This is a genomic window from Neolewinella antarctica, assembly GCF_011927835.1.
Classification (GTDB): Bacteria; Bacteroidota; Bacteroidia; order Chitinophagales; family Saprospiraceae; genus Neolewinella; species Neolewinella antarctica.
In genome coordinates this window covers 972,267-996,852 of sequence record NZ_JAATJH010000001.1, presented here as the reverse complement: position 1 = coordinate 996,852, position 24,586 = coordinate 972,267, and the positions used below count along the sequence as shown (strand labels likewise).

The following is a 24,586-nucleotide window of genomic DNA, read 5'->3' as shown; positions in this document are numbered from 1 at the left end:
GCCCGAGCGGCGTAGTGCCGACGGGAGAAAAGGGAAATCGTGCCGTACTAAATCAAGAAAATCTGCTGCCGCGCAAGTAAGTCACGGCCGTAGGGCGCGGGCGGCGGCGTGGGTCCGCGAATTGGTGCGTGACCACTAACCACCGCCTGAACCGGCGCGTGAAGGGTGGCGAAGAGTACCGCGGTGGCGACGTCCGCCTCACCGGACGAAAGGAACCACTCGGTCGTGAAGTCCACGTCCAGTTGCGGCAGAACGATCTGCGAATTTCCACAGTCGTGGCTGGTGCAGTCGGTTACCGCCGCATCGTCCCCGTGGTAAGTTTGCGCTAGCTCTTCGTGGTACACTACATCCGCAGCGGTATCGTGGTGGCACGCGTGTTCTTCCGGTAAAACTGACAGCCAGGACTCCCCCACGCAGGCGCAATAAACGCGGTTGAGGGGCACGCCGATACTGACCAGCAAGAGGTAAGCGGTCAGGTAAGGAGTCAGCCTTTTACTAAGTTTGCGGAGGGACATACACGCGAATCAACAACGCGTCCCCACGGGAGGTTGATGCCGCGGCGGCGGGTAAAGGAAGGTGCGTGGTCGCGGGTGCTAAGGTATTTCGTAACGAAAACGACTTCACCACTTCCGCCTCTCCAGACTAATTACGGTGAGCAAGAGAAAAAACGCCGTGAGGGAAAGAAAGTAGACGACGTCTCGGCTGTCGATCAGGCCCCGCCCGAGGCTGTGAAAGTGTTCCTGCATGCCCAGCGACTCAATCAATCCCGCCCCGCTCAGGTAGAAAAGCGGAAGCCCGGCCAGTAAGCTGAACCCAAAGTAAAGGAAGAAGGAAAGCGCGAGCGCGAGCAGGAAGCTCACAATTTGGTTGCTCGTCAGCGAACTAGCGAACAAGCCGATGGCTACGAACGCCGACGCCAGGAAAACCAGGCCCAGGTAGCTACCGATCGTACCCCCCGCGTCAATATTTCCGACGGGCGAACCCAACTGATAGAGCGTCACGTAGTACAGGACGGTCGGTAAAAAGGCGATCAATACCAGCGTCAGGCAGGCCAGAAACTTTCCGAAGACGATCTCATAATCTCGCAGCGGACGCGTTACCAGCAGCTCAATCGACCCAGTTTGCCGTTCTTCCGCGAACGCCCGCATACAAATGGCGGGGATGATGAAGGTCAGCACGTTCGGTGCCAGCGTGAAGAACGGACCCAAACTCGCGTACCCAAAATTAAGCAGACTGGTGTCCGGAAAAACAAAGAGGAACAGCCCCATAACCAGTAAGAAAACCCCGATCACGAGGTAGCCGATGAGGCTGCTGAAGAAAGAATTGATCTCTTTGCGGAAAATCGCGAGCATTTTATAGTCTTTGGTCTGGGGAGTGATGGGTTCGCAATCTCCGGTTGGTTATCGACCCAACCTCATTTACCGATCAAAAAGGGGTAGCGGTCGTCGTAAAGTTTGACCGCGCGCAGTAGAAGGTCCGGCGTTGGGTCCGGGAGATCGGTAAGGGCTTTGGTGAGCTCCTTATCGTCACCGATCAGGGCCAGGAGATTGGGGCGGGTCAGCGACGTTCGTTTACCGGAGGGGAGGTCGATGATCTTGGTCACGGGTAGCTTCTTCGTACGCTCCACCCAGGCCTCCCGGAAGGGTTGTCCGTTGGCCGGGTTGTAGGCCTTCATCAGGGTACGGACCTGGACGGTCGTATCGTAAGTGATGACGGAGAGCGTTCCCGCTACCCGCAAGCCGCTGAATTCGTAGAAGTCGCGAGGAATATTCTTACGCAGGAAAAAGTAAGGTTGGCCGTCGAGACCGATCGCGTAGGGAATCAGGTCGGGATCGAGGCTTCCGTCGCGGTAGCCATAGGAACCAATCTGAACTTTAAAGTCCTCCGGCATCTGTACCATCTCCCCGTCGATCGCTTCCCAACCCAGGTCGGGCTGCGCGGCGAGCACCGCGGCGTGGCTGAAGTAGATACCGTCCGGCAATTTGTACTCCGCGTTGAAGACAGTTTGCGCGTCGAGGCTGCAGCAAGCCAGTAACACGGTAATGGAGAATAAGAAGTTTTTCATCGGGAACAAAAGTAATGGAGAACTGGGTGGTACGTGGAGAGGGCGCCGTTATGTGAAAGGTAATGTTTGTGAAACGGCTCCCGTAGTTGCTAGGGATACCCGGCAATTATTGGATGGATGTCTTGGGTAAGGGAATACCAAAAGCAAGCGATATCCGTAAATTACCGGCTAACTGACCTTGCGCAACCGGATTATGCCACATAAACATACAAGAGTAAGTAAACGGTGCTTCGGCGTAGCCGTACACCGATGTTTGTGCTTTTGTGTGTTGCTTCGCAGTACTTCGTGCTGTGTGGCGAAATAATCTGCGTAACATCAGTGACTAATGTTACGGAGATTTTTTAGCCACAAAAGCAAGGAATAGCTCTTTTCGATTACGCTGAACCACCTTCTATTTGCGCTTTTGTGGTTCTGTACTTCGCTTCTCAGTACTTCGTGCTACGTGTCAAAATCTGTTGGGCTTAGGCCCACTACTAAAACGCGCTCGCTAAATCATCAACGGGAACCCTTTTGCCGGACCAGCCGGTACAACGGGCAACGCATTACTGCGTCAGTGCCCTAAACACCTCCTCAACGCTGAGGTCTTCTGATTGCAGCGCCAGCAAGATTCGTTGGTTAGCGACCGCAAAGTGAAAAACTTCCGCCCGCGCGTCCGCCCCGCCGGATAGGTAGAGCCGGTACTCGCCCCGCGCACCGGTAGCTACTACCTTCGTCACGCCCGTGATCTTACCCAGGCCGAGCGGGTCAACGGGCTCGTCGAACGTTACCAGAAGGCTAGCACTGCCACTCAGGCGTCGCTTCAACGTCTCAATCGGGTCATCCGCCACCAGCCGGCCGCGGTCGATAATGATCACCCGATCGCAGAGCGCCTGGACTTCCTGCATGATGTGGGTACTAAAGATGACCGTCTTTTCTTTACCCAACTCCTTAATTAAGGCACGAATCTCGGCCAGCTGGTTGGGGTCGAGACCGGACGTCGGCTCGTCAAGGATGAGCACCTTCGGATCGTGCAACATGGCCTGCGCCAGCCCGACGCGCTGGCGATAGCCTTTGGAGAGCGCACCGATCTGCTTGTGTGCTTCCCGCCCGAGGCCGGTCATTTCTACTAGTTCTCCAATTCGTTTGCCGGGCTGGCCGATCTTGTTAGCACTGGCGGCGAAGCGCAAGTATTCCCGAACGTACATGTCCTTGTAGAGCGGATTGTGCTCGGGTAAGTAGCCGACCTGGCGTCTTACTTCCAGGCTGTCCTTTGCTACGTCGTGGCCGCAGACGGTAGCCGTGCCTTCACTCTGGCTCAGGTAACAGGTGAGAATCTTCATCGTCGTTGTCTTTCCGGCACCATTCGGACCAAGAAATCCTAGGATCTGGCCGGGCTTAGCGGTGAACGATATATCGTCGACGGCACGCTGGTTGCCGTAGATTTTAGTTAGATTTTTAACGATTACGGACATAGGGTTACGGTGTTGTGATCAAGTTTGAGGGGATAGCTAGGCTACTGCCTTTGGCGGCCTTACGCCACCCCGCTGGCTACCGGGGAACAGGGGTAGCTGTCTGACGTATGCTACCGCACCCCCGATAGCTATCGTTGTCGGGCGGGACGCCCTCAACCTAAATAAAAAAGGCACTGCCCGCATCGGGTGAACGGTCGTCGTCGGTTGCGGATGCCCTTAACCTGAATAAAAAAAGGCGCCCCTCCCGGTGGGAAGAGCGCCTCGCAAAGTTACTTTATTGCCGAGGGAGTAATTACCGGGGCATCAACACGCCGTCGATGGCGTGAACAACACCGTTATCGGCCTGGACGTCGGCGGTAACAACGGTAGCCGTCTTGCCGGAATCATCCATGATCACCACTTTACCGTCGCGCACGCTGGCTACGAGGGTTTTGCCGTTGATCGTCTGGAGGAGCAAGTAGTTGCGGGCGTCGGAGATGGCGCTGGTCAACTGACTGGCAGAAATCCGGTAGGGGAGCACGTGGTACTGAAGCACGCCGGAAAGTTGGTCGTTGCTCAAACCCGCTACCGCACCACTGGGTAGCGCGTTGAAGGCGTCATCGGTGGGGGCAAAAACTGTGTAGTCACCATTTTGGCCCATCATTTCGGCTAAGCCCGTAGAGCCAAGCGCACCAACGAGGGTGGTGAAGTTACCGTTGGCGGTGGCGACCTGGGCGATACCATTATCGAGTTGGCCAGCGCTTACTGAAGAACGGTTCTGCATGCCGGTATTGGTGGTCATGTTGCCGTTGCGCATCCGATCCTCCGCGTTGTCCATGCGGTCGTTAGCGGAGTCGATCATGTCATTTTTCTCGGTCTCTAACCGGTCTTCGACGTTGTCGATACGGTCGTTGATGTCATCTACCGTGTTGTTCATTTCCATGTCAATCTTATCCTTCGAATTGTCGATACCGTCAGTGACGGCTTCGGCGGCGTTGTCCTTTTCGGTCTGCATACGCGTGCGGGCGGCGCGGGCGGTGGCCTTGAGCAGGCCAGCGGCGTCTACACCTTCCGGAAGTAGAACATTGTCGATTGTGTGGATGATGCCGTTGCCGGCCATCATGTCGGTACCGGTCACGGTAGCCATCCGACCCTGCTCGCCTTTCACCATGACGCCACCTTTATTGGTGACGGTAAGGTTACCGTTCATGGTAGGGGCGATAAAGCGGCCGCTGTTGTCGGCTTTGACACCGGCTACGACGGCTTCGGCGTTAACCTTCTTCTCCACGACGTGGAAGGTCAGGATATCGACGAGTACTTTCTTGTTGCGGGGGAGGAGGAGCGCGTCGACCAGTCCGGCGGGTAATTTCTCGAAGGCATCATTCGTGGGTGCAAAAACAGTGTAGGGGCCTTCGTCGCTCAGGGCGTTCGCCAGGTCGGCGGCCTGGACGGCGGCTACGAAAGTGCTCAGGTTAGGGTTAGACGCGGCGAGCTCGACGACCGTGCTGGGATCAGACTGCGCGTTGGCGGGGTTAGAAAAGCCGAAGAGTACGAGGACGCACAAAAGGCTGAGGGTAAAACGTTGCATATTGGTTTGGTTGTCTGTGAAAAGTTAATCCTGCAATTAGGACGTTTCAGTTGCTGCCCAAACGGCAAACGGGCGTTTATGTTCGTTTTTTTCACGCTTGCCGTAGCGTTCGGGGGGTAGGTTGCAAATCACGAATTGCTCAGAAGGACGGGACGATGCACGATGCACGACAGTCGCGAGAGTGGGGCCAACGGTACCGAACTATAGAATGTAATAAGGTATCACCAGTAGGATGAGGACCTAACAAAGCAGCTGCACCCAAATCACTTTGCCACGCCATTTACCTGGCACCCCCGATAGCTATCGGGGGACCGCGCCACCTTTGCTAGCATGCGTGGGAAAACGAAACCAGGTTGACGGGGCCGAAAATATTTTCCTAACCTTGCACAACGCCAAACGCGCCGCGTTAAACAACTTTACCACCCAACACACGACAGTATGCTCCCCAACGTAGACCCCACCTCGACCCTCGCCTGGAAAGAACTCGACCTGCACGCCCACGAGATGGAAGCGCGGCACATGAAGGATCTTTTTGCCCAGGACCCGCAGCGCTTCGAGCACTTTTCCCAAACGTTCGAGGATATTCTGTTGGACTATTCCAAAAACATCATTACCCAGGAAACCCTGGACGTGCTTTTTCGCCTTGCGGAAGACTGCGGCGTCAAGGAGGCGACCGAAAAGATGTTCTCCGGCGAGACGATCAACGGCACGGAAGGCCGCTCGGTGCTGCACGTCGCGCTCCGCAACCGCGGTAAAGGAAAAATTATGGTCGACGGTGAGGACGTCATGCCCGCCGTTCACGACACGCTCAGTCGGATGCGCCAATTTTCCGACAAGGTCATTACCGGCCGCCACGTCGGTTACACGGGTAAAAAGCTGACGCAGGTCGTCAACATCGGTATCGGCGGGTCGGACCTCGGGCCGGTGATGGTCACCGAAGCGTTGAAACCTTACTGGATCGAGGGTCGAGAAGTCTATTTCGTCTCCAACATCGACGGTACGCACCTCGCCGAGGTGCTCAAAAAAGTCGACCCCGAAACCACGCTCTTCCTCGTGGCCTCCAAGACCTTCACCACCCAGGAGACCATGACGAACGCCCGCTCGGCGCGCGACTGGTTCTACCAGCGCGGCGGGTCGGAGCAGGACGTGGCCAAGCACTTCGCGGCCCTGTCGACCAACATCGCCGGTGCGCAAGAATTCGGCATCGACGAGAACAACATCTTTGGCTTTTGGGACTGGGTCGGCGGTCGCTACTCACTTTCCAGCTCGATTGGGATGAGCATCGCGCTCACGGTCGGTTTTGAAGCCTTCGTTGAGTTGCTCGACGGCCTGTATTCGATGGACGAGCACTTCCGCCACGCGCCGCTCGCAGAAAACCTGCCGGCTAAGCTCGCTTTAATAGGACTGTGGTACACCAACTTTTTCGGTGCCGAAACGGAGGCCATCTTGCCCTACGATCAGTACCTCCATCGCTTTCCGGCCTACTTTCAGCAGGGCAACATGGAGAGCAACGGTAAATCCGTCGACCGCAACGGCAACCCGGTCACCTACGAAACCGGCCCCATCATCTGGGGCGAGCCGGGCACGAACGGGCAGCACGCCTTTTACCAGCTCATTCACCAGGGCACGCGCATCATCCCGTGTGACTTCATTGCACCCGCGTCCTCGCATAACCCGATTGGCGACCACCACGCAATCCTGCTGAGTAATTTTTTCGCCCAGACGGAAGCGCTGATGAACGGCAAGACGGCCCAGCAAGTCACGGCCGAACTCCGTAAGGACGGCAAGACAGACGCGGAAATCGCTGAGTTGGTGCCCTTCAAAGTATTCGACGGCAACCGGCCGACTAACTCCATTTTGGTCAAAAAAGTCACACCCTACGTGCTCGGTCAGTTGATTGCGATGTACGAACACAAGATTTTCGTGCAGGGAATCATCTGGAACATTTATAGTTTTGACCAGTGGGGAGTGGAACTAGGCAAGCAACTGGCCAAAGCCATTTTACCCGAGCTGAGTTCGACGGACGAAGTAAGCGGGCACGACAGCAGTACGAACGGTTTGATTAACGCTTACAAGTCCTGGCGGTAGTCCGGGTCAAGTGCGTGAAAGCTGAATTTTAGCCAGCCGGGCTCCGCAAACCAGTGGGGCCCGGCGACTTAATATTGCTAGGGCGCGGTCCCCCGGTAGCTATCGGGGTGCCAAGTAGGTACGGGTTACGCACCTTCTACCCATCTTTACTTAGCGAGCCAATTAGTACCTTGACCGCCCGGTTAACCTACGCCCATGCCAAATCCTTACGACGATCTCTTTGACGCCGACGATGATGATAAAAAACGGGATGCGCCCGCCTCCCAACAAGCCGCCGGCTTCAAGTCGTCCATCGATTTGGACGACCCCAGATTTCAGCACACCGGTCCGGAAGCGCTCGACGAGATTCTGACCGCCATTCAGCAGTTCAACGGGCGAGCGGCGGGCTTCGGCAAGCTACTCAGCGAGTTGCGAGTGCCCGACCACGAAGTCAGTAACCGGGTGGCCCGGCTCTTTTTCGTGGTGGATGACCCCCAGGATCGCGGATCGCTAGCCGGCGAACGGCAGTACCACGAACTGCAAGAACAAAAATTTCGCCTCATCGTGGAGCCTATGCGGGGCTTAGCGGAGCTACACCTAAATACCGTCAAGCAATTCAACCGTGACATCGATGAGCATTACCACTCCGTAGAAAAGTCGGAGCGGCAAGTTAAGTCGGACTTAACGCTGGCGATGGACGGTATCAACCTCCAGCGGCGCGTGCTGGGGGACGCTCACGATCACCTAAACATCCTCGCCGTCGGGCTAAAAGACACGGAACGCCGCATGAAGTACTACGTCAACGCGGGCGGTACGAACAACATCAGTGCCTCGGAATACGAGTTGATCGGTCGGAAGCGGGAAGCGTTGACCACGGGCCGGGAACACGGTTTTGATTACGAATTTTTCGACGTCAACCTGTTGGACAAGACGGCCATCGGCCTGGGCATCTACTTGAAGGAGACCAGCAGCCAGTATCTAAGTAAACTGGAACGGGCGATGGGGTAGGGCACCGGAACGAAGGTGGCTGCCGCAAATTCGATAGGGTCAGGCCAATTTCTTTAAAACACGGTCGAGGTAGTGAGCCAGTAAATCACCGTTGGCGGGCGTGAAGCACATGGGTGGTTTTACCTTCAGTACGTTTTCGTGGGGTCCGTCCGTACTCATCAGGAAGCCCAATTCCCGCATCTGGTTCTTTAGGTAAGCTGCCTGCTTGGTGGCCGGGTGGCCCGCGTCGGTTTCTAGCTCAAAGCCCAGAAAAAGACCCGCGCCGCGTACGTCCGTAATTAATGGGTGTACGTCCCGTAACTCCCTGAAGAGTTGCTTCAAGTAGTTACCGGTGGTAAGCGCTTTTTCCAGCAAACCTTCTTCCCGCACGACCGCCAGCACGGCCAGCCCCGCCGCGCAACTTACCGGGTTGCCGCCAAACGTATTGAAATACTCCATCCCGTTGGCAAAGGCCTCCGCGACGCGGGGCGTACACACCACGGCCGCGAGTGGGTGGCCGTTCCCGAAGGGTTTGCCGACCGTGACGATGTCGGGCACTACGCCCTGTAGTTCGAAACCCCACCAGTGGCTACCGACCCGCCCCAAACCGGTCTGGACTTCATCGGCAATACACAGGCCGCCCTGCTCCCGGACGTGGGCGTACACGGTCGCTAAGTAATCATCCGGCAACACGATCTGACCGCCGCAGCTCAGGATGCTCTCCGCGATGAAGCTACCGATCGATTCACCACTGGCCGACCGAGCTGCGATAAATCGCTGGGCTAGGTCACCGTATTTGCGCCCCGCCCCGGCGGGGTCTCGGTGGAGACCCGTACGTACATCGGGAAGCGGCAGGAGGTCCGTCGTCCCGGGTGCCCCCCGGCCGCCTTTGCCGTTGAACTTATAGGAACTAACGCCAATCAACCGCTCGGTATGGCCGTGGTAGCCCGTCTCGACGGCTAGCACGTTTGGCGAGCCGGACCAGGCTGCGCACATCCTCAGTGCTAAATCATTTGCTTCGCTGCCGGAGTTGACGAAGTGCACGACGGACAATTCCGGCGGCAAAGTAGCGGTCAGCTCCTCGGCGAGTTGGAGGATGTTGTCGTGCAGGTAGCGTGAGTTGGTATTGAGCACGGCCGCCTGCCGCTGAATAGCTTCCACGACTTTCGGGTGTTCGTGGCCTACGTGCGCAACGTTGTTGACCGTGTCGAGGTAGCGGCGACCGGTCTGGTCGTAGAGATACTGGCCCGCGCCCCGGACGATGTGCAGGGGTGCAGCGTAGCTTACGGACAAAGACTTACCCAAAGTTGCGGCGCGGCGCTCCGATAAATTGACTTGGTTACTGGCAATTAGGGGCGGCGGTAAGTTAAAAACAGCCAGCGGACTGGGGCAGAGGCTCAACATGGCCTCGGCTTCCTCCGGAAACGCGACCCCGGGAAAGTCTCCCCGCAGACCCAGCATATCGGTCATGACCTGGAAGTGCAGGTGAGGCGGCCAGCCACCGTTCTCTTCCGGCCGTCCGAACGTAGCTATTTGGTCACCCCTCCGCACCCGCGTCCGCGACGCGTAAGCTACTCCCGAACTTTGTCGGGGTGCCCCCTGCTGAGCTAGTGACCTAAGGTCGTTTACGTCCCGCACGGCAAGGTGCCCGTACAGGGTGTAGAGTCGGCCGCCGTCCGGTAATTCGTGTTCGAGGATAATCGTGGGGCCGTAGCTACCCGGTGCTGGGTCGACGTGGGTGCTGTGTACGTAGCCGTCGAGTGGTGCGACAATGGCCGTCCCCACCGGCCCCCAGATATCCAAGCCGAGGTGGACGGTGCGCCAGCGGGGGCCGTCGTTACCCGTCTGGGCGAAAGCATCCGTGGTGTAGACGGGGCGCGTCTCGCCGTAGCCACCGTAGGCGAAGTCCGCCCCATTGTCGGCCAGTAGATTGCTCACGTGGCGCGTGAACCGCGGCAGGTCCTCAAAATTTCGGTTCAGGCCCAGCTGTAAACTACCCACCGAGAGGTCCAACTTGAGTAGCGATTTTCCGACCAAGTTGACCGGTGAAACGGGCGCGAGCCGCTTCCAGTCGATCAGCCCCGGCGCGGCGTGGCCCGCGGCGGTACGAAACACCGCCGTAGCGAAACTTGGATGGACCTCGTCCAACCGCTCGAGCAGGGACCAGGCCGGTGCGGCACTCACCTGGTGGTACAGATTTTCCGGTTCCGTGACCGCCCGCCGCGCGGCCAGACTTACGGTGATGAGCAACCGGGCCCGCACTAAATTGAGTAGGTGCTCAGGGTGATTAATGGGCTGGTGTTCAGCGTACAGCGTGATGAGATCAGCCATCGCGCCGATGGGGTCGGGCACATCCATGGCGGCGTAGGCGCAGGCGATGGCCAGTTCGTTCAGCCGCTCGGTGAAAACCACGTCGGCGAAATCAAACACGGCCGTGATTGTTCCTTTCTCGTCGGCCAGCACGTTGGCGCCGTGCCCGTCATTGTAATTTAATCCCCTGGGCAGCGCCGCCAGGTGAGGAAGCGTATCACGCTCGAAATGATCCCAGGCGCTGTCCGCCAGGATCTTCTGCTCCGCACTAAAATATTTACTCAGTGCGCGGTGCTGCAAGGTTTCGCTGGGGTTCCACGCGTACGTGTGCAGTGCTTTGGTTATCGGAGCATCCCTAAGGGCATTATTCAGTTGAGCGACCGCCCGGCCCCAGTTTTGACGTAGTTCCTTGGTCAGGGGGCGGAGTTCGTCGAGCGTCCGCCCGGCGTGCCAGGGCAAGATGAGTACCGCGGCACCGCCAGCCAGCCGGCCTTCGTGGACGATTCGTGGGGTGGCGAAAGGCAGTTGCTTCCCCGCAAGGTGCCGGACTATCTCCGTTTCCAGCAACAAGCGCTCAGAGTCGTAATCGGCGGGGTAAACCTTGATTTTGTACGCGCTGGCACCGCCCCCGGCGTAAAAGCTGGTCGCCACCTCCCCCGCCAGCGGACGAATCTCGGTAAGGTGGTCTGGTAGGTGCTCGTTGGCGTAGCGGAGTAGTGCGGCGGGGTCCATGGTGCGCAAAATACTGCGCGGGGTGCACTCGGGTCCCTCAATCCTGCCAATTTTATAAATCGGCTAGAAGGCGAAGCGCAGACCGTTTACCCAGGTGTAGATGGTGGCGGGGACGTCCGGCAGATCGCGATTAACGCGCCTGTCGTACGTGAGGGAAAAATTACTCGTCACGGCGAGGCGGCGGGTGATGCCAACCTGTAGGGCCGTGATGGTTGAAATTCGCGGGACAGAGAAATCGGGCAGCCGGGGCTGAAAGTAGGTGGTGTTGGAAACACGCGCGTTCTTGCCCAGCGGAAAATTTAGGGTGACGTAAGTACTAAGGCGGTGGTCGCGGTAGATGATGTCAGACTTACTCAGTTCATTGTACTCGAACATGTACAGCAGGCCAAAATAAGAGCGGTACTTACCATTGTCGCTTTTGTAGAGTCGCCGCCGCACGCCAGTCCCGATCAGGTAGCGGGCCGTCAGTCGTAGTTGCTCGTTGTACTGTACCTGGGTGAAACTCTCCCAGCGCCACTTGTCCTTGGGTTCGTATCCGTAACGGAGGTGCAAAAAGCCGGCGTTCACGGCCGCGTCGTCGCCACTTACCTGCACGAGGCGGTAGTCAGCGAGCATCAGTACGTTAGCTTTCCTACCCAGCCGGTCGAGCCGCAGGCCTCCCTGCAGCGTGGTCACGGTGTTGCTGTTCTTGGTGAGCGTTCCCCCGAGGTCGATTTGCCCCTTCCAACCGATGGTGTCGATCGTGCGGCGTTTGTCCTCGATGTTCACGATTTGGGCGCGGACGCCGGTGCAAACGAAACACAGGAAGAGCAAAGTGGACCAGGCGGTCAGCCGCCGGGAAGATGTTGTAGTTGGTACCAAACCGAAAAGTTATTTACGCGTCGCCCGTTCGTAGGCCAGTGTGCCTTCCCGCTCTTCCTTAAAAATACCCACCGCCTTGCTGACGCCGAACAGCGCACCGCTGAAGACCAGGTTGGCCAGTAGGCTATTAAGCAAGAAGGGTAGCCCGGCTACGTAGGCGGAGAGGAGTCCCGCGGCCGTCTTGGGGTACATCAGTCCGCCCACCCAGACGCCGAAGTTACTGACGAGGAAAAAAACGAGCGTCGCGCCAACGGCCGCCCCGCCAATCCGCAACCAGCTAAAGGTTTGGTTCCGCAACAAGCCCGCACCGACCAGGATCATCAACCCCAAACCCAAGTAAACGAACGGTGAAATACCGAAGTACAAGCCTTCGAAATACTCCGCGTAAACGAGGTTATTCAGCGCCAGGTCGGAAACGTAAAACGCCACCAGGGGCACCAGGAACATCAACCACCGCTTCGGTAGGGCAGCCGCACCGAAAATAGCCATGGCACCCGTCGGCACGAAGTTCGGCGGGTGGGGCAGCAGACGCGCGGCGGCGGCTACGACGATGAGGACGATGACGAGGGGAAGGTGCTGGCGGGTAGCTTTGATCATGGCGATGATGGGTATTGCGCTGAAGGGGCAAAGGTACAGCTACGGCGCTTGCCATCGCAAAGCGGTAGCCGCTAAGAATTGTTTACGTCGTTTGGTTTCTCGCTACGTCAGCGATTAAACGACGGAGGCTAACGATTCGGTAACGGTGGCTAACAGAACCTTCCCGCCACCTCAGGACTTATTAACCGGGGTAGCGAGCCGACCCTGATCTCGAATACGAACCATCGGGACGGGCCGGATCGAGCATCGCTCGCATCCCGCAAATACCCCGCACCCGCGTCCGCGGCAAAAAACCAATAGACTTTACCAAAAACAAATGAAAGTACACTTCACCACCTTCGTCGCCTGCCTGCTGCTCACCAGTCTTTCCGCGCCCCTGCTGGCCCAGCCCGACCGCTGGCAGCAAGCCGTCGACTACACGATGACCGTCGATATGGACGTCAAGACCAACCAGTACGCCGGAACCCAGGACCTCGTCTACACGAACAACTCCCCCGACACGCTCAACCGCGTGTTCTACCACCTCTACTTCAACGCATTTCAGCCCGGTAGCATGATGGACGTGCGCAACCTGACCCTGCCCGACGCCGACGCCCGCGTTGCCGAGCGGATCAGCCAACTCACGCCGGAGGAAGTTGGCTACATCAAAGTAGGCAGCCTAACGCAGAACGGTAAAGAAGTGCGCCACGAAACCGTCGGCACGGTCCTCGAAGTAGAACTCGCCGAGCCGATCCTACCCAACACCAGCGCTACTTTCGCGATGACTTGGGACGCACAGGTGCCCCTCCAGGTTCGCCGCTCCGGCCGCGATAACAAAGAAGGAATCGAGTACAGCATGGCCCAGTGGTACCCGAAAATGGCGGAATACGATTACCAGGGCTGGCACGCCAATCCCTACGTCGGCCGCGAGTTCTACAGCGTCTGGGGCGACTTCGACGTGACGATCAACATTGACCGCGACTACGTAGTCGGCGGCACCGGCTACCTCCAGAACCCCGCGGAGATCGGCTACGGCTACGCACCCGACCCCAAGCGACGCCCGCGCACGATCAGCTACCACTTCAAGGCTCCCAACGTCGGCGACTTCATGTGGGCCGCCGACCCCGACTACGTACACACCTCGTTGCAGCGGGCGGACGGCATGACGATGAATTTCTTCGTCCAACCCGGCGAAAAGACCACCACTAACTGGGAAAATCTGCCCCGCGTCATGGACGAAGCTTTCGGCTTCATCAACGAACACTACGGTCAGTACCCCTACGATCAGTACAGCTTCATCCAGGGTGGCGACGGCGGTATGGAATATTCCATGGCGACCTTGATCACCGGCGAGCGCAGTTTTCCGAGCCTCGTCGGCGTCTCCGTTCACGAGTTAATGCATTCTTGGTACCAGGCGATGATGGGTACGAACGAGGCCCTCCACCCCTGGATGGACGAAGGTTTCACCAGCTGGGCGAGTAACGAAGTGATGAACCACCTAAAGACTAAAGGTCTGCTCGGTGAGCTGGAGCCAACCGACAACCCGCACGCCGGTACTTACAGCAGCCTGCGCGGTTTCCGCGGCTCCGGCATGCAGGAACCCCTCAGTACCCACTCCGACCACTACGCGACCAACGCCGCTTACGGCGTGGCCAGCTACGTTAACGGCAGCGTCTTTTTGGAGCAGCTCCGCTACATCGTCGGGGAAGAGGATTTTGAGTGCACGATGAAACGTTACTACTACGACTGGCGGTTCAAGCATCCGAACCCCAACGACTTCATCCGGGTGGCCGAAAAATGCAGCGGCCTGGAACTCGACTGGTACAAAGAGTATTGGGTAAACAGCACGAATTACCCCGACTACGTGATGAAGGACGTTGACGGCGAAGAAGGCGCGGCCATCATCCAACTGGAAAAGAAGGGCCGTATGCCGATGCCGCTCGAAATCAAGGTGACGAAGAAAGACGGTTCCGAGATGTGGTACTACACCGCACCACAAATCATGCGGGGCACCAAGAAAAAGCCCGCGTACGCAGCTAACTGGACGGTGCTGGAAGACTGGCCCTGGACGAACCCAACCTATGAATTCCGCGTGGATTACCCCAAAGGAGACATCGAACGGGTGGAGATCAACCCCACCGGTAGGATGTACGAGGACGACGTTGAGAACAATGTTTGGAACGACTAAGACGCTAACGGATAGCTAAATATGACGATCACGGGATTTGAATAAGTCTGGGCGGCGGGCTTTACCGAGGCCTGATTTGGTAGTGGCCGTTAACGTTACGGAGAAATTAAATGTACTGGGGGAGCCACGAAAAATTCGTTTTTCGTGTCTCCCCTTCGTTATTTCGCCGCACCCTATTTGCTTTTCCCACGTATGAAGATTTTACTACTCACCAAAAAATTTCCTTACCCACTGAAAGACGGCGAGAGCCAGGCAATTCACGGCCTGGGTAAGAGTCTTTCCGAATTAGGGAACGAGGTAAGCCTGCTGACGATGAACACCAGCAAGCACTTCTACGCCGGGTCGGAGCTACCGGAAGCCATGTTGCACTACCGGGAAGTACGCACGGTGGCCGTCGATAATGAAATCAGCGCGCTCGCCGCACTCGGCAACTTGCTCCGCCGTAAGTCCTACCACATCAGCCGGTTCGACAAGCCGGAATACCACGAGGCCCTGGCGGAGTGGTTGCGCGCCGAATCCTTCGACGTCATCCAGTTGGAAACGCTTTACCTCGCGCCCTACATCACGACGATCCGTCAGCACAGCGACGCGCAGGTCGTCATGCGCTCCCACAACGTCGAGCACGAAATATGGGAGCGCTGTGCGGCCAATATGTCGTTCGCGCCCAAGCGCTGGTACGTGCGCCACCTCACCGAGCAGTTGCGGCAGTACGAGTGCGAGCAGCTCAATCAGTACGATCTTTTGTTACCGATCACGAAGCGCGACGAGCAGCACTTCCGTAACCTCGGCTTCCGGGGCGAGAGCCACGTTTTGCCGATCGGTCTGGACACCATCTGTGGCGACCCGAACTACGATAGCTACCAAAGCCCACTCAGCATCCACTTCATCGGCTCGCTGGACTGGCTACCGAATCTGGAAGGCTTGCAGTGGTTTCTCAACGACGTGTGGCCCACGCTGCACCGCCGCTTTCCGGTGTTGGAGTTTCACGTAGCCGGGCGCAACATGCCGGCTTCGATCAGCCAGTTGCGGTTGCGCAACGTGATCATTCACGGTGAGGTAGAGAGTAGTTGTGACTTCGTGTCGAGCCACAGCGTGAGCGTCGTGCCCCTGCTGAGTGGCGGCGGAATGCGGGCTAAAATCCTGGAAGCCATGTCGCTGGGCCGGGTGGTGATTTCGAGCTCCATTGGCCTCGAAGGGATCGACGCCAAACACCGCCGCGACGTCTTCGTGGCCGACACCCCCGGGCAGTTCGCGGAGTGCATCGCCGACTGCCTGCGCAGGGGCCGTAAACTGGAGCGGATCGGGCGAGCCGCCGCGACGCGCTTTTATAAGAAGTACGATCGGAACACCCTGGCCGAAAAATTAGTGAGCCGTTACGAGCGGCTTGTCGTCGATCGCATCGCCGAGGGGGACTTGAAGTAAGTCGCCCGCACTTGCAGCTTTTGATGGTTGCCGCCCCGGCTTAATACGGAATTAGTTGCGCGGTCGCGGGTGCCGGGGGGATCGCGGAAGAGTGGAGTTAATCCGCCCGCACCAAATGGTAATTGCCCACCATCGTACCTTCGCCCCATGAAGAAGGCTCGTAAAATCTTGGTCTGGTTGATTGCCGCGGTGCTGCTTTACGTGGGTGGCATTCTTCTGCTCGGTACGCTCACCGATTGGCACCCGACGGAAGTAGAGCCCGCGGACGTATGGGTGGGAAAAAGTAGCGAACCGGTTATTCAGGATTCCGTGCTGCGCTTCATCACCTGGAACGTGGGCTACGGCGGGCTGGGGGACGCCGACTTTTTTTTCTACAACAAGGGAGACTTTTTTTGGACGGACCTCGGTACGGTCCGCATGAGCGAAGCGCGCGTTACCGCTAACGTTGCCGGCCAGCGGCTGGTGGTCGGGAATTCCCTCAGTGATTTTTTCTTACTTCAGGAAGTCGATACCGCCGCCCGCCGCAGCCACTACCTCAACGAATTAGACACCGTGCGGGCCGCCCGGGCCGGTTACACGACGGCCTTCGCCCCTAACTTCAAAAGTACGCGCGTACCCTTGCCGATTTTCCAGCCCTGGGACCACTACGGTGCCGTTACTGGCGGCTTAGTCAGCACGAGCCGCTTTACGCCGCGGACGTCCGAGCGGATTCCCCTCCCGGGTGAATTTCCCTGGCCGACGAAGTTGTTTCAACTCGACCGTTGCGCCCTGCGACAAGCATTTCCCACCGCCAACGGTAAGTCCGTGGTGGTCTACAACATTCACCTTTCCGCCTACGACAAGGACGGTGGCGTACGCCTGCAACAAATGAGTGCCCTCCGGCAAGCCGCCCTGGCGGATTATGAAGCTGGTAACTACGTCGTGGTCGGGGGCGACTGGAACCAGATCCCGCCCGGCTACAACTGGTTTACCCTCAACCCGGTCGTCAAAAAAGTACAACTCCCCCAGGCCGTTCCCTTCGACTTCATGCCGCCCGGCTGGAAATACGCTTACGACCCGACGACGGCTACCGTGCGGAACAGCGAAATCCCCTACGACAGCCACCGCACCCGCCGCTCGGTAATTGACTTCTACCTGCTCAGCCCGAATCTGCGCATCAAGCAGGTGAAAGGGTTGGAGATGGGCTTCAAACATAGTGACCACCAGCCGGTATACCTGGAGGTGGATCTGCTCGACTAAGCACCCACCCGCGGAAGCACGAAGAGATATTTTAGCCACAAAAACACAAAAACACAATAGCACCGAACCCACACCATCACGCGCAATTCTCGCCTACCGCCTACCGCCTACCGCCTACCGCCTACCGCCTACCAGCCTACTAGCCTACTAGCCTACCAGCAAAACCACAACCAACAATCAAGCAATGATCAAATACCTACTCCTCCCGCTCCTACCCATCCTCCTCTGCACCTGCGGCAGCGCCCCCGATAACGAAACGATCGGCCAGGACGTGGTGACTGACGTGGAAGAAGCCATCGGGTTCAGAATATACGAAGCCGAAAACCCACCCGCCCCCAATTTCGACCTAGCCGGAAGCGACGCCGAGGCCATTCGAATCGTGGATAGCCTCGTCAAGTACCACGGCGGCCGGGAGACCTACGATAACACGCGCTACTTTACCTGGAATTTCTTCGGCGCGCGCACCCTGCACTGGGACAAGCTCGACGAACGCGTCCGTATCGAGTCGGCCAAAGACAGTACGGTTTACCTAGTGAACTACGGCGAAGAACCCCTGACCGGTAAGATGAGCGTGAACGGCGTAGCGGTGACGGACCCCGAGCAACTGGCGGAGGGCCTCGCCCGGGCCAAATCGATGTTCATCAACGACAGCTACTGGCTCGTGCAGCAGTTCAAACTACTGGACGACGGCGTAACCCTCAAGTTGTTGCCCGAGGTGGCTGCTGACTCATCCGCCAACCGCCCGTCCTACGTAATCGATCAAACCTTTGCGGGGGTGGGAGATACGCCCCAGAATCGTTACCGCCTTTACGTCGATCAGGAGACGTACGCCATCAATCACTGGGCGTTCTACCGCGACACGGCCGACGAAGAACCCGCCATGCAGACGCCGTGGCAAGGGTACGAGCCCCGCGGTGGCCTCATGCTTTCCGGCGACCGGGGTGGCCGTTTCCAGTTGTCGGGCATCGATGTGCCACGGCGGATGGATGATGAGATATTTACGGAACTTTAAGGTAAATCGCCTTCTGCCGTGAGCCTCCGGGTTTGGTTAGCAAGACTTGGAGCATCCAGCAGATCTAGAACCCGATCCGCTTCCGTTGGATGGACAATTCTTTCGGATCTAGCTTCAAGTGCTCAACGTCCGCGAGCGTCACCACGATGGGCTCCGTGATAGCTGACTCTTCGACTGGTTGGTTGAGCGCCGCAACCCGTAGGTCGCGGCGGTGGAGCACGTTGCTCACCAGTTGACGCACCGTGCGGGCGTTGCCGAAGAAACTATCGCGGTACTCGTGAATGAACCGGAGGTACTTGTCGAAGTACTCCCGTGCGGGTTCGTCCAGGGTCGCCTCTTTCTTGGCGAATAATGACACGGCAATCAGGGAAAGCTCCGTGGGGCTGTAATCTTCGAAACGCAAAATTTTGTCGAAACGACTGTTGAGCCCGGGGTTGGCTTTGAGGAAATCGTCCATGTTGTCCGGGTAGCCAGCTACTGCGACGAAAAATTCACCACGCTTGTCTTCCATCTGCTTCAGCAGCGTTTGGATGGCTTCGGTACCGAAGTCACCCTGGTGCGTCCCCGGCTGCGCGAGGGCGTAAGCCTCGTCGATGAACAGGACGCCGCCGAGTGCCTCTTCGATTTTTTTACTTGTCTTTTCGGCCGTTTGCCCGACGTAGCCGGCCACCATCCCCTGACGGTCCGTTTCTACGATGTGGCCGCGTTCCAGGATGCCGAGGGCGTTGTAGAGCTTAGCCAGTAGGCGCGCGATGGTCGTTTTGCCGGTACCGGGGTTACCGATCAGGACGGTGTGCAAGTGAAAAGCGTTCAGGACGTCGCGCCCGATCGTGCGGTAGTACCGGACGAGGCTGATGAGTTCCTTGATTTGCGTCTTGACGTTCTCCATACCGACGAGGGCGTCCAGTTCGCCGATCGTTTCGGTCAGTAGAGGTTCGTTGATGGGGATGGCCGGGCGTTCCCTTTGCTGTAGGAGGTCGATGGACTCGACGTCCTCAAGCGAGATAACGCTCAGTTCTGCTGCTGGTCGGTCTTCTACCTTGATCATCTCGTCATTCATCAGCCGCAGTGCCATGCGGATTTTTGTCTTTTCCACCAAGTCGTGCACGAAGCGGGCGTTACCGAAAGTCTTGTCGCGCTCGCGGTAAGCTTTGACGATTACTTCCTCAAGGCGGGCGCGTGCGGCAATGGCGTAGTCAACCCCCTGCTGCTCGGCGGCGTAGGTTGCGATGGCGTTGAGCTCCTGTGGGATGAAGTCGCGAAAGTCATAGTGGTGTTTGAACCGAGACTTCAGGCCGGAATTGCTACCCAAAAATCGCTTCATTTCATCGGGGTAGCCCGCCACGATGACGGCTAAATCACCGTTCCCGCTCGACATCTCCTTGACCAGCATCTCGATGACCTCCCGGCCAAAGTCTTTTCCATCGTCGTTGGTGCGCGATAGGGAATAAGCTTCGTCGATGAACAGGACCCCGCCGCGGGCCCTTTCGAGTATCTCTTTCGTTTTCGGGGCCGTTTGCCCGATGTATTCACCCACCAGGTCGACGCGGTCCGCCACGACCGTATGGCCTTTACTCAGCAACCCCATCTTGTGGTACAGGTGGCCGATCATGCGCGCTACGGTGGTTTTTCCCGTCCCCGGGTTCCCACTGAATACGGCGTGAACGTCGATGCCCTTGTCCATCGTAAAGCCGCGCTGCTGCCGTAGTTGGAGAAAACGAATGTAGACGGAGTGCTCCCGAATTTTTTGCTTGACGGCCTGGAGGCCCGTCAGGGCATCGAGGCGGGCCATGATGTTTTCAAAGCTTTCTTCGACCTCCTCCGTGGGGGCCAGGACGCGCGCTTTGTCCTCGCCGGGAAGGAGAACCTCCGGGTAACCGGGCACCGCTACGTCGTCATCGACGATGAAGGGAATGCTGACGAGCAAGCGGTCGAGAAAAACGATGTTCGCCGTGTAATTATCCGACCACCACAGGTGCGGATTGGCCGCACCCCAGCCGGCGGTGATGACAACCGTCGTCTGGCCTTTCTTGATTTGTTGCAGGCGGACGATCTGACCCTTTAGCTCCCGCGCCTCGTTCTGGAAGCGGGTGAATAGTTCGAAGTGCCAGTCTTCCTGCGGTTGTAGGTTCTCGAAGGTCAGCTCGGCGTAGATGTAACGGGTTTCCTTGACGGAGAACTCCTTGAGGTACACGCGGTCGGCTTCCAGGACGTCGTCGTAAGGCCCTTCGTAGAGGCGCACGGTCTTCAGCTCGAGGTACTTGTGGGCGGCTTCGACGTTGAGCCACTCGAGTTCGCCCTCGTCGAGCGCCTGATCGTTGGGCTCGATGACGTAGAAATATTTAGTGCCGATCTTGGTGCCGTTGACGTAGGCGTCCCAGTAATAAGTTCCTTTTTTCCAGAACGTACCGGCGCGTTTATTTCCCCAACCTTCCCGCAGATAAATGAGGTGGTCGAATTTGCTGACCTCTTTTTCAATGGTGAGGCTACAAATTTCCGTCGGGTCGCCGTTTTCCACCAAATAGCACTTCAACTCCACTTTCAGCGACCAGTCCTGGAGGTCGAAGGCTTTGTTGTAAAGGGACAGTTCGGCGTAGATGTAGGCTGTTTCGAAACGATCAAAGACTTGGCGGTACTTCTTCACGTTTTCCCATAAGTACTCCGTAGAGTTGTAGGCCTTAAGTTCCTTGAACTTATAGGTGCTTTCCGGCAACCGTAATTCTTGTCCGCTGCGCATGAGTAAAGTATGAAGAGTGAAAGCAGGCCCGGACCCTGATCGTTAGGGCGTTAGGCTTGCCGAGCTATTATTTTTTTGAAGTAGATTATTCAGGCGCAATGGTGGTGGGCGCAGTTCGTCCCATTCCGTAAATACAAGGTACAAAAAAAGGCACGCCGGAAAAGTCCAGCGCACCACAAAACCACCTATCTAAACTTGGCTGCGGCGGGAGCTATGCCGCAGCCAAGTTCGACGGTCGTGGGTTTAACTAGGCCGCTTACTATTGGTTGCGGGACCACGGGTGAAATACGGCGTAGAAATGCCTCCGGCCTTAGCTAATGTCGGCAGCTACACAAATGCCTGATTTATGGAGCGTGCGCATAGCAGGATTATTACGGGCGCGGTCCCCCGATAGCTATCGGGGGTGCGGGGTCGGCTACCGGAAGAGAAGTGGTTAGATAGCCAGGATGGTCCTGCGTTGGGTTGAGGTCCGTAACTGATGTTGCGCAGATTTTTGCCACACAAACACAAAAGCACGGAAGAACTCTTTTCTGCTGTGCCTAAGCACCTTTCACCTACGTTTTTGTGATTTGCCGCGCAGTATTTCGTGCACCGTATTTATGCTGTAAAGGCTATTTTCGGTAGATGAGTCCCTAACCAACATAAGGCGGTCAAACGTTGTCCGCGTTGCACAATTCGCTTGAGTCAACATTAAATAAGGTTCGGAGCCCGCTAAGTGCAACTAAAATTGGCCACTTGAGTATTAACTTGCTCAAGTAACCACCTTACCCCGCAATAATCAACGATCATCATGAATCAAACCGCCCTCACCGAAATGCGCTGGCGCCGCCTGGATGGCCGCACCATCGAAGGAGACATCGTCGAGGCCGTCGCCAGGACGCTCGTCCGCGAGAAAGCAGCCGGCCACCGGCTCAAAGTATGTATCGGCACGGATAGCCAGGTACGCGGCAAAAGCGTCGAATTCGCAACCGTCATTGTCTTCTTGCGGGAGAAAAGTGGTGGGTTCATGTACATCGCCAATTACAAAAGCGTGCAGAAAATGAGCATTCGCGAGCGGATGATCCTCGAGGTGGGGCGCTCCGTGGAGATCGCCTACGCACTCTGCAACCTCCTGGACGAACACAAGGTGGAACTCGAAGTCCACGCCGACATCAACACCGACCCCAGCTTTGCTTCCAATACGGCGCTCAAGGAAGCCATGGGATATATCCTCGGGATGGGCTTTGTGTTCAAGGCCAAGCCGGATGCGTTTGCGTCCTCCGCCTGCGCGGACAAGGTTTGCTAGGCGATTAATCCAAAATGAAACGACTAAATATTGGGGGCAGGAGCTAATCCTGTCCCCATTTTTTATGGCCTTTGGTTTCAGTGGGCGCGGACGCGGGTGCCAGTTAAGGACGGAAGAAGCCGGGGAAGGTCCGGACCGGGCGGTAGGTTAGGAGTTGTGATATTTCTTCAACAGAATTCCTCACGGAGTGTAACGCGGCGCGGTAGCTTGGCATAAAGGCGTGAATCATTACACCCCTCAACTCCAGTTATGCGCTATTTCACCCTTCTCTTGTTCATCCTACTGTTAAGCCCCCTTTCCGCCCAAGTTGGCATAAACACCGATACCCCCACCCAGGCCCTCCACGTCGCGGGCAAACTCCGGGTGGCCGATGATAACACGGCGCCCGACCGGGGCACCATTCGGTTCAACGACGCTACGAGCGACTTCGAAGGCTACGACGGTACGGATTGGAAGGTGCTCTCCCTGGAGAAAAGTGGGGCCGCGCCCAGTAAACCGGTTGCCTACGGTGGTGTGACGGACGTTGTGATCAGTGGTGCTTTCTTCGGAGAAGAATGCGAGTTTTTCAGGGTATCCGCGGCGAACTCCACCGACACCACCAGTTTCAGGCGAGTACCGAGTGGACATTATTTTTTGGTTACGCATATTGCTGTTTGGGACTCCGATCCTGACGCCGCGAACGACGAGCGCATGGCGGTAACGGTGAGAGCGGGTAACAGTTTTTTACCGAGCCGTCGCTCTGCGATTGCGACCTACACGGGGTCAAGCTATTCCTTTCCACCCATTACCGGCGACTCGTCCAACCCTTTGCTCATTGCGCGGGAAGGAGAAAGTATCATCATTAGTAGCTCCCTTGACGGGAGTGAGACATCCCTCCAGGTAGCCTTTCGGGGCTTCTTGGTCGAGGAACTTGACTTTTAAGCATCTTTTTCACCAGCACTGCTACATCGCTAACCTCACAAATAAATTGCCGTGAAATTTCTGCACCCATTTACCCTGCTTTTCTTACTCTCCACGGCACCCGCGGCCGCGCAAGTAACCATTAGCGATGAGGGAAGCTTTGTAATCACGAATAACTCGTTTGTGCACCTCGAAGATCAAGATTTTACGGTTAAAGATGGTGGAAACCTGACCCTGCGTGACGGTGCGGGGTACCTACTCGCCGGAAACGTCACGGGGGAAGCTGGCTCGACGCTAATCGTGCGCGGCCTTATTGAATGGACGGATGAATTGGCGCTGCGCGGCGAGACGGTCTTTCAACTGGCTGGCCCGCCAGTGAATGATGGCTACGGTCGCTTCACCTTTGTCGGCGACGGTAGTGAGGGGTCCTTCTCCGGACGAGCCATTGTGGAAAATACGGTGACTACCGAACTAATAAACGGGTATGACCCAGTAGAAAATGTCAGCTTCCGTGTGGTGAGTGGCCAGAGCTACGTGGGGGCGATTACCGACCCACGGTTACCCGGACCGGGCTGGGCCTACCAAGCGGATAACGCTAGTCTGTTCGCCGAGCTCGATTTTATCAGCCTCCCCGTGGAGTGGCTAAGTTTCACCGGCCGCTGGAACGGCGAGAGCGCCCGTCTTCACTGGCAAACAGCCAACGAAGACGGTGCGGCCTTTTTTGCGGTACAGCGGCAAAATACCGCTGGCGCCTGGGCCCAGATCGGAACCGTCGTCGCCACCGGAAATTCATCGACCGTGTCTAACTACGAATTTGAGGACCAGGAGCTAGGGTCGACAAAAACAGTTTTCTACCGCCTGCGCCAGGTTGACCTGGACGGTTCGGAGAGCTATTCCGACGTCATCAGTTTAACTCGTTCCGTATCGGAAACGGCCCCCAGCGTATTTCCTAACCCCGCCCGTGATCACGTTTTCGTGGATGGACTCAACCCAGGAGCTTTCCTCATTACGGATGCCACGGGGCGGGAGGTGGTGCGTGGCGTAATCACCGACGGTGCCCGCTTCCGGCTGGACCTGCCCGCCGGAATGACGAACGGTATCTACTTTTTACGCTCCGAGATGGGGCACGCGATAAAGTTTTCCGTAAGCCGTTAGGGGCGACGTATTTACTATCTCAAAGGGCCGAG

At 57.3% G+C, this 24,586-nt stretch carries 18 protein-coding genes; 9 read left to right on the top strand and 9 right to left on the bottom strand.

The window, feature by feature from the left end; all coding sequences use genetic code 11:
* Positions 1-47 precede the first annotated feature (47 nt).
* The 5 genes from GGR27_RS04030 to GGR27_RS04010 form a co-directional block, all read right to left on the bottom strand.
* On the bottom strand, positions 48-515 hold the full coding sequence (locus tag GGR27_RS04030) for a hypothetical protein (RefSeq protein ID WP_168036092.1): 468 nt from the start codon (positions 513-515) through the stop codon (positions 48-50).
* Positions 516-620: 105 nt separating this feature from the next.
* Positions 621-1,352 carry a gliding motility-associated ABC transporter permease subunit GldF gene (gldF, locus tag GGR27_RS04025; protein WP_168036091.1) on the bottom strand — a complete coding sequence of 244 codons (732 nt, stop codon included), beginning with the start codon at positions 1,350-1,352 and terminating at the stop codon, positions 621-623.
* A gap of 62 nt (positions 1,353-1,414) precedes the next feature.
* Positions 1,415-2,065, bottom strand: coding sequence for a hypothetical protein (locus GGR27_RS04020; protein WP_168036090.1), 651 nt, complete (start codon positions 2,063-2,065; stop codon positions 1,415-1,417).
* A 542-nt stretch (positions 2,066-2,607) separates the two neighbouring features.
* Complete coding sequence (gene gldA / locus GGR27_RS04015) at positions 2,608-3,516, bottom strand: gliding motility-associated ABC transporter ATP-binding subunit GldA (protein ID WP_168036089.1); 909 nt, start codon at positions 3,514-3,516, stop codon at positions 2,608-2,610.
* Positions 3,517-3,808: 292 nt separating this feature from the next.
* Entirely contained in the window at positions 3,809-5,083 is a 1,275-nt protein-coding gene (locus GGR27_RS04010) for a fasciclin domain-containing protein (RefSeq protein ID WP_168036088.1), read from the bottom strand.
* A gap of 438 nt (positions 5,084-5,521) precedes the next feature.
* Between GGR27_RS04010 and pgi the strand changes: the two genes are divergently transcribed.
* On the top strand, positions 5,522-7,171 hold the full coding sequence (gene pgi, locus GGR27_RS04005; protein ID WP_168036087.1) for a glucose-6-phosphate isomerase: 1,650 nt from the start codon (positions 5,522-5,524) through the stop codon (positions 7,169-7,171).
* 195 nt (positions 7,172-7,366) lie between these two features.
* Positions 7,367-8,158 (top strand): hypothetical protein, encoded by a 792-nt coding sequence (locus GGR27_RS04000; RefSeq protein ID WP_168036086.1) that lies wholly within the window; start codon positions 7,367-7,369, stop codon positions 8,156-8,158.
* Between the two features lie 39 nt (positions 8,159-8,197).
* On the opposite strand, the gene GGR27_RS03995 is transcribed toward GGR27_RS04000, so the two are convergent.
* The 3 genes from GGR27_RS03995 to GGR27_RS03985 all read right to left on the bottom strand — a co-directional run bounded on the left by GGR27_RS03995 (position 8,198) and on the right by GGR27_RS03985 (position 12,637).
* Positions 8,198-11,179 (bottom strand): aminotransferase class III-fold pyridoxal phosphate-dependent enzyme, encoded by a 2,982-nt coding sequence (locus GGR27_RS03995; RefSeq protein ID WP_168036085.1) that lies wholly within the window; start codon positions 11,177-11,179, stop codon positions 8,198-8,200.
* Between the two features lie 63 nt (positions 11,180-11,242).
* Positions 11,243-12,040: a DUF481 domain-containing protein gene (locus tag GGR27_RS03990; RefSeq protein WP_168036084.1), complete on the bottom strand. Its 798-nt coding sequence runs from the start codon at positions 12,038-12,040 to the stop codon at positions 11,243-11,245.
* A gap of 9 nt (positions 12,041-12,049) precedes the next feature.
* Positions 12,050-12,637: a DUF6580 family putative transport protein gene (locus GGR27_RS03985; RefSeq protein WP_168036083.1), complete on the bottom strand. Its 588-nt coding sequence runs from the start codon at positions 12,635-12,637 to the stop codon at positions 12,050-12,052.
* A 316-nt stretch (positions 12,638-12,953) separates the two neighbouring features.
* Between GGR27_RS03985 and GGR27_RS03980 the strand changes: the two genes are divergently transcribed.
* From GGR27_RS03980 to GGR27_RS03965, 4 genes are all read left to right on the top strand, one after another.
* A complete protein-coding gene (locus GGR27_RS03980) occupies positions 12,954-14,804 on the top strand; it encodes a M1 family metallopeptidase (RefSeq protein WP_168036082.1) in 1,851 nt (616 codons plus the stop codon).
* Positions 14,805-14,996: 192 nt separating this feature from the next.
* Positions 14,997-16,226 carry a glycosyltransferase family 4 protein gene (locus GGR27_RS03975; RefSeq protein WP_168036081.1) on the top strand — a complete coding sequence of 410 codons (1,230 nt, stop codon included), beginning with the start codon at positions 14,997-14,999 and terminating at the stop codon, positions 16,224-16,226.
* Positions 16,227-16,373: 147 nt separating this feature from the next.
* Positions 16,374-17,465 carry an endonuclease/exonuclease/phosphatase family protein gene (locus GGR27_RS03970; RefSeq protein WP_168036080.1) on the top strand — a complete coding sequence of 364 codons (1,092 nt, stop codon included), beginning with the start codon at positions 16,374-16,376 and terminating at the stop codon, positions 17,463-17,465.
* Positions 17,466-17,649: 184 nt separating this feature from the next.
* Positions 17,650-18,477 carry a hypothetical protein gene (locus GGR27_RS03965; protein WP_168036079.1) on the top strand — a complete coding sequence of 276 codons (828 nt, stop codon included), beginning with the start codon at positions 17,650-17,652 and terminating at the stop codon, positions 18,475-18,477.
* 64 nt (positions 18,478-18,541) lie between these two features.
* Here the strand turns inward: GGR27_RS03965 and GGR27_RS03960 are convergent, their stop codons facing one another.
* A complete protein-coding gene (locus GGR27_RS03960) occupies positions 18,542-21,214 on the bottom strand; it encodes an AAA family ATPase (RefSeq protein WP_168036078.1) in 2,673 nt (890 codons plus the stop codon).
* Positions 21,215-22,028: 814 nt separating this feature from the next.
* On the opposite strand from GGR27_RS03960, the gene GGR27_RS03955 reads away from it, so the two are divergent.
* From GGR27_RS03955 to GGR27_RS03945, 3 genes are all read left to right on the top strand, one after another.
* The gene (locus GGR27_RS03955) at positions 22,029-22,499 is read left to right on the top strand and encodes a ribonuclease H-like YkuK family protein (protein WP_168036398.1); all 471 of its coding nucleotides are present in this window, start codon (positions 22,029-22,031) and stop codon (positions 22,497-22,499) included.
* Between the two features lie 249 nt (positions 22,500-22,748).
* Complete coding sequence (locus tag GGR27_RS03950; RefSeq protein ID WP_168036077.1) at positions 22,749-23,420, top strand: hypothetical protein; 672 nt, start codon at positions 22,749-22,751, stop codon at positions 23,418-23,420.
* 51 nt (positions 23,421-23,471) lie between these two features.
* Positions 23,472-24,554: a T9SS type A sorting domain-containing protein gene (locus GGR27_RS03945; RefSeq protein ID WP_168036076.1), complete on the top strand. Its 1,083-nt coding sequence runs from the start codon at positions 23,472-23,474 to the stop codon at positions 24,552-24,554.
* Positions 24,555-24,586: the final 32 nt, after the last annotated feature.